The 2,237-nt window shown below is 47.6% G+C and carries 2 protein-coding genes; one reads left to right on the top strand and one right to left on the bottom strand.

Annotated elements, in window-relative coordinates:
- Positions 1-146: 146 nt before the first annotated feature.
- A complete protein-coding gene (locus IBX48_RS10340; protein WP_296834274.1) occupies positions 147-383 on the bottom strand; it encodes a DUF465 domain-containing protein in 237 nt (78 codons plus the stop codon).
- Positions 384-855: 472 nt separating this feature from the next.
- Between IBX48_RS10340 and dbpA the strand changes: the two genes are divergently transcribed.
- A partial coding sequence (gene dbpA / locus IBX48_RS10335) for an ATP-dependent RNA helicase DbpA (protein ID WP_296834272.1) occupies positions 856-2,237 on the top strand: 1,382 nt, incomplete at its 3' end.

Below are 2,237 nucleotides of genomic sequence, written 5' to 3'. Positions count from 1 at the left end.
TAAAAAGGGGACGTTACCCTTTTAGGCACTAGAACCAGGACTGGTAATTTGGCTTATTGGTAGGAAAAATTAGGCCAAATATTCGCGAGAGGGGGCACAAAAAAACCCGCTACAAAGGCGGGCTTTTTAAGCGTCGCTTAAAGGTTTTAGCCTTTTAGCATCGCATACAAATCATCTTTTAACGCCAGACGCTGCTTTTTCAGATCTTCCATTGTTTCATCGGCAACGGGTGATTCCTGCTTTTCCAAAGCTTCGATCTTGGTGGTCACTTGATCGTATTCTTCAAATAACTTTTTAAAATGCGCATCGTTCATTTTCAATTCGTGAATACGTTCTTTAAATTCTGGAAACTCATGTGCCAGATCGTGGTGTCCTAGGGGCATATCGCTCACTCCTTTTGTGAAAAATCTATCCTTTGAGTGTACCGACCTCAGCGCGATAGCGTCAAGCAAAATAACGACTCTAGACAAATGAGTCCTTAAGCTCGAGTTTTTGACTCGGAAACACTTAAAAGCGCTTGCTCAATGCTTAAGATAACACTAAAAATCCACCTTTCAGATGGAATAAGCGTGCTAGCATATTTTGTATTCTATTCACAAATCTATCGCTTCGCGGTTTCAAGGAATAAATGGGCACCTCGAGGCGATTTTGAAAGATCCAAACAGCATTGTTTTATCGAAGGCTTTCAGAGCACCAGGCCTGGCACTCTGTGTTTATGGTGTGTTCAAAAATGCAACAACCCACTATAAAAAAACTAATAAAATCAAACACCCGCCTGCAAAACCCTTACAATACGTGCATTCAACCCAATCTGCTCACGAGCCCACCGGGTCTCTAAGCCAAAAGGACACAACCTTGACTGCCACACCTGCGTTTTCTACTCTCAATTTACACCCCGATCTACTCAGCAACCTAGACAGCTTGGGCTATCACCAGCTTACCGAAATTCAAGCGCAAAGCTTACCGCCAATTTTGGCTGGCCAAGATGTGATTGCGCAAGGCAAAACCGGATCGGGCAAAACCGCCGCGTTTGGTCTGGGTTTATTACACGCGCTTGACCCAAAAAGTTTCCAAGTGCAAGCCTTAGTGCTTTGCCCAACTCGCGAACTCGCCGATCAGGTGGCGGAAGAAATTCGTCGTCTCGCGCGTCGTTTAAGCAATATTAAAGTGCTAACGTTATGCGGCGGCCAGTCGATTGGCGCACAGTTAAATTCACTGCAACAAGGCGCGCATATTATTGTCGGCACGCCGGGGCGAATTGAAGAACATCTGCGCAAACAAACTCTAAAACTGGATGAGCTAAAAATCCTGGTATTGGACGAAGCCGACCGCATGCTCGACATGGGTTTTCAAGCCTCACTTGACGCGATTTGCGAACAGCTGCCAACGCCACGTCAAACCCTATTGTTTAGCGCGACGTTTCCTAGCCAGATCGAACAAATCAGCGAGCGTATTATGCAATCGCCGGTGCGTATTCAAGTGGAATCGCAACACGATCACGCCAGTATCGCGCAGCATTTTTATCAGGTCGATTCGCCGGAACAGCGTTTAACCGCGTTGCGTTTAATCCTATTGCAAGCGAGCCCCGAATCGAGCGTGGTGTTTTGCAACACCAAAAAAGACGCGCAAACCCTAGCGGATGCGCTGGTGGAATATGGCTTTAACGCGCAAGCAATACATGGCGATTTAGAACAACGCGACCGCGATCAAACCTTAATCCAGTTTGCCAACAAAAGCATCGCGGTATTAGTGGCGACCGATGTGGCCGCACGCGGGTTAGATATTGAAGCCTTGGACGCAGTAGTAAACTTCCACTTGGCGCACGACCCAGAAGTGCACGTACACCGCATTGGCCGCACCGGACGCGCGGGCAGCAAAGGTTTCGCCGCCAGCTTAATCAGCGACAAAGAAAGTTATAAGGTCGCAGTATTGGCGGAATACCTAGGCCAAGATATCGAAGCCGAACCCCTGCCGGATTTAAGCGTGCTAAAACAACCGCCACTGCAAGCTAAGATGATTACGATTCAAATCGACGGCGGCAAAAAACAGAAACTTCGCCCAGGTGATATTTTGGGTGCGTTAACCGCCAATCAACAACTAACAGGCGAGCAAATCGGCAAAATCAAAATCGGCGACATCCGCGCCTACGTCGCCGTAGACCGCAAAATCTCCAAACTCGCCCTAAAACAAATCAGCGCCGGAAAACTAAAAGGCAAAAACTTCCGCGCTAGGATTTT

Origin of the sequence: Thiomicrospira sp., from assembly GCF_014859555.1 — a bacterium.
In the GTDB taxonomy this organism is placed as follows: Bacteria; Pseudomonadota; Gammaproteobacteria; order Thiomicrospirales; family Thiomicrospiraceae; genus Thiomicrospira.
This window is presented reverse-complemented; position numbering and strand designations above follow the sequence as displayed.

Bases quoted from the DNA above. Each gene is read 5' to 3' on its own strand.
- IBX48_RS10340 (WP_296834274.1), bottom strand. From the start codon at position 383: ATGCCCCTAGGACACCACGATCTGGCACATGAGTTTCCAGAATTTAAA.